We start from the raw sequence: 3462 nt of genomic DNA, 5'->3' as shown, positions 1-3462 counted from the left end.
TAGCCCTTACTCTTTTTTATTATTCTTTTTTAAACAGGCTCTTAAAGTATTATAAAATCTTTTTTGTTTCTTCCAATTTGTCTTGAACATCAATCTCCAACACTGGAGTTTGAGAGTTTGAAATTGATTCAACGATTCTTTCAGCGGCAGTATCACAAAAATCAAGACCTGAATAATCAGGGTTCAATCCACCTATAAATGGCACAGCCATAATGTAAAGCCCTTCTTCATTTTTATTTTCTTTATTAATCGATTGAAAAAAGTCGTTAATACTTAACCCCGGAACGTTTAGACAGAACCGATTTTCTGACATTTTTACAATATTTTCTTTCTTCTTTGAATACAGATCTTCTCCTTTGTTCTGATTTTTAAAACTTAAATAAGCCGGACTTATTGCATTTTGATTAAGCAAACCTTTAAAAGGAAAATCTTCGGGATTCATAGCTTGCTGACCAATGGCATCAATAAACATTTTATAACTTTTTTTTACTGTTTTGCCGTCTTCATCCGTATAAAAATAATCTCCGCCACCCTCTAAATTAGGTTCTACTGTGCTTTCTTTATTTACTTCTGTTAAGGAAATAAGACCTGCATCATGTAGAGCCATTATCTCTTTATAAGACGACTGTGGAAGCGAAGCAATTATAATCGAAATGAGAGGAAGTAATGTTGATTTTAGTCTAAGCATATCTTCAGCTGAAAAGTGCTTTGCCGGATAGTTCATGGCATAACTGAATGCTGAAAGTTTTTCTTTCCATGTTATTGAAGATTTTCTTTCAATAGATCTTTCCGCTTCTTCATATTCAGCCTTAAAGAGATCGAAACTATCCTTGTTTTCACGTAAATCCATCATTTTCTCGACAAAATCTTCTATCTCCAAGTCTTTAATTACATTATAAAAATCAGGATCTTTCTTCTTCAGCGGAAGTTTGAAATTGCGATTGTAAACATAATCCAATTCAATAAAACCGCCGTTTTTCTCTTTGTACATGGTGATTTCTTTAGTTGACATTATCCATTCAGATGAATAAGCATCATCTTCAGAATGAAACCGTAAGGCAGGAAGAAAACCTCCCGTTGAAAATAAGTCCAATCTGAAATTTTCAGATGATTTGTCAAGTTGATAACTTATTTTACTGTCGATTTCTATGAAAGAGCCGTTCAGACGAGCTAAGGTTTTTACTGCATCTATGGCGGTTAACGAAGTGCCTCTAATGGCTACGGGATGATTGGTAGGATTTTTAAATTTTGATGGGGGATAGGGAGAATCGTACCAATTATCAACTTTACCTTCATACTTTATTGGCCATACATGACCAGTACAGATGATTACTTTCTGGGCTGTATATTCTTTATTTTTGTCCGACAATATTCGAAATTTCTTGATTCTGTCATTCTCAGGCAGAATATCTTCAACAGTTGTACTTTTTTCGACTGTTATATCAATATCCTTTTCTATTGCAATATTAATAAGCTGTTCAAACTGATTCTCTAAATAATCACCAAGAAGAAGCCGAGGAATGACAAGATAAGGATTTAATTTTTCTGCATCTGCAAAATCAGGATACTGATCGTTAGGAAACTTTTTTAAATAATCTCCGAAAGTATCGACAAGATCAGGGAGTTCGTTGGCGGATACATTGGCTATATGTTCCTTGCAGGATCCCTTTATTCCATACGGCATACCGACTCCAAGCCTGTCATTTTTTTCAAATATTACAATAGTGTTTATCTTAAGATTGCTGTTTAGTATATGCTTTAATAATAGTAATGCTGCAGGCCCACCTCCAATAAGTGCAATATCTATATTTTTAATTTGGTTCATTTTTAACTGTATTATGATGACGGATATTCAAAAACTATTCCTCTCAATATTGTATATATACATAAATTAATTATAAGAATATGATTGTAAACATATACTTTTATTTATTCACTAAATAGATTTTTCCTTACAGGAAAAACGTGGCACACTGATTGCAAAAACGAATACACCAATCAAAAAACATATGAATTCAGCGATAGATAAAGAGTTTAACTCTAATGATGAAGTAATAGTGATGCTCGCTCTTTTAGATAAGGATTTGCAGGAAATGATGTTGCATTGTACAAAACACAGTTGGAAATATGAAATGCTTAATTCCAATAATCTACAGCTCCAAATTCCTAAAAACTCTCTGCATCTTCTTTTTTACTTAGGTTATCAGGTACTTTCAGGATCGAAATACTTTTTAGAATAATTTAGAAAATAATGATAGTTTTCGATTTATCTGATAAGAATTTAGATATTTATTCTATTGTAAAAAAGAATAGGATTAATTCGGAAATCTATAATTATAATAAGGTTTTTAGACTAAATTTTTTAAAATTTAGTACTGCGGAATTACAACTTTTGATTAGAAAGCCACATAATAAAAAAGTGAAAATTCTTCCAAATAAGAAAGCTAAAAGTGGATCTTCCGGTTCTTAATTTGTAAAATATTTTTTTCTTCCATTTTTTTACCGCCCGAATATCGTTTCAACTCTAAGCCCGCTTAATGAAGCGAGCTGCTTCCTTCGGTGAAATAATTTCTGAAGCTTCATAATTCTCCATTGTTGCACCATATTCAAGTAGGTTCAATTAGCATTTTTTAGTGTATGATTGGTTATTAGTTAAATTCATTAAGGTGAATAATGAAAATATATAGCATAATCTTTCTTAATCCTGCTATATAAATGAGTGGAATATATATTATTTTACGAAATAGGATCTTTAAATGTTTTTATTGCACCATCAAAAAATTTAATAGTTATTTCTTCTGCAAGTGTAAAATCAATGGCGTGCTCTGGATCATCTTTGATATCATTATCAAAGATTGTCATCTCAAATGGCAATTGATTTACTTTTACAAGTTTTCCATTGTATTTATTTTTTTTATAAACGACCTCGATATTTTCAATTGATGTAGGAGAGTTTAAGATTTCTTCTTTAAAATCGTTGGTGATATCCATGCTTTATTATTTGTGATTGGTGAAAAGTACTTTGCAAATTGTACGCCAATTAAAGCAATTTTGAAGGTTTTAAGGGTGTGTTCTTAGTGAAAAATAAAATTTTGTTTTTTATCGAATCTCAATGATAAAATAATATTTACGTCCAAATTCGAATTCCTTACCGTTCTGATTTCTATTTAAATTTGGATTAAATTTTAAAAGTTGTAATCTTAGAAACTTTCATTAAGAGAATTTACATACTATAGAATTAAATCAGTTAATTACCATGAACAATGAGTTTTACTTTTTAATTTATAAATTATTCCGCTTTAGTTAAATTTAATAATACAATTGGTAAAGAAATTGTATAAAAAGTTTATAGACTAATACAATTAACAGCTATGGAAATTTCTCTTTACGACTTTAAAAACTTACCTTTACAAAACCAATCCGAAATTGTATTATCAGAAGGACGGTTAATGAATGAACAAA

The 3462-nt window shown here is 30.4% G+C and carries 3 protein-coding genes; 1 reads left to right on the top strand and 2 read right to left on the bottom strand.

The annotated features are described in order from the left end of the window. Window positions 1-49 precede the first annotated feature (49 nt). Window positions 50-1825 carry an FAD/NAD(P)-binding protein gene (locus OEW74_RS19085; RefSeq protein WP_265429987.1) on the bottom strand — a complete coding sequence of 592 codons (1776 nt, stop codon included), beginning with the start codon at window positions 1823-1825 and terminating at the stop codon, window positions 50-52. Window positions 1826-2009: 184 nt separating this feature from the next. Here OEW74_RS19085 and OEW74_RS19080 point away from each other — a divergent pair, with 184 nt between their 5' ends. Beyond that, window positions 2010-2240 (top strand): hypothetical protein, encoded by a 231-nt coding sequence (locus OEW74_RS19080; RefSeq protein WP_204535443.1) that lies wholly within the window; start codon window positions 2010-2012, stop codon window positions 2238-2240. Between the two features lie 496 nt (window positions 2241-2736). On the opposite strand, the gene OEW74_RS19075 is transcribed toward OEW74_RS19080, so the two are convergent. Beyond that, complete coding sequence (locus OEW74_RS19075) at window positions 2737-2991, bottom strand: hypothetical protein (protein ID WP_265429986.1); 255 nt, start codon at window positions 2989-2991, stop codon at window positions 2737-2739. Between the last annotated feature and the right edge of the window lie 471 nt (window positions 2992-3462).

It is taken from the genome of Chryseobacterium sp. YIM B08800 (assembly GCF_026163565.1).
Classification (GTDB): domain Bacteria; phylum Bacteroidota; class Bacteroidia; order Flavobacteriales; family Weeksellaceae; genus Chryseobacterium.
This window is presented reverse-complemented; position numbering and strand designations above follow the sequence as displayed.

What these genes read in the sequence shown, in the direction of transcription:
- OEW74_RS19085 (WP_265429987.1), bottom strand. Translation starts at nt 1,825, where the DNA reads ATGAACCAAATTAAAAATATAGATATTGCACTTATTGGAGGTGGGCCT.
- OEW74_RS19080 (WP_204535443.1), top strand. Translation starts at nt 2,010, where the DNA reads ATGAATTCAGCGATAGATAAAGAGTTTAACTCTAATGATGAAGTAATA.
- OEW74_RS19075 (WP_265429986.1), bottom strand. Translation starts at nt 2,991, where the DNA reads ATGGATATCACCAACGATTTTAAAGAAGAAATCTTAAACTCTCCTACA.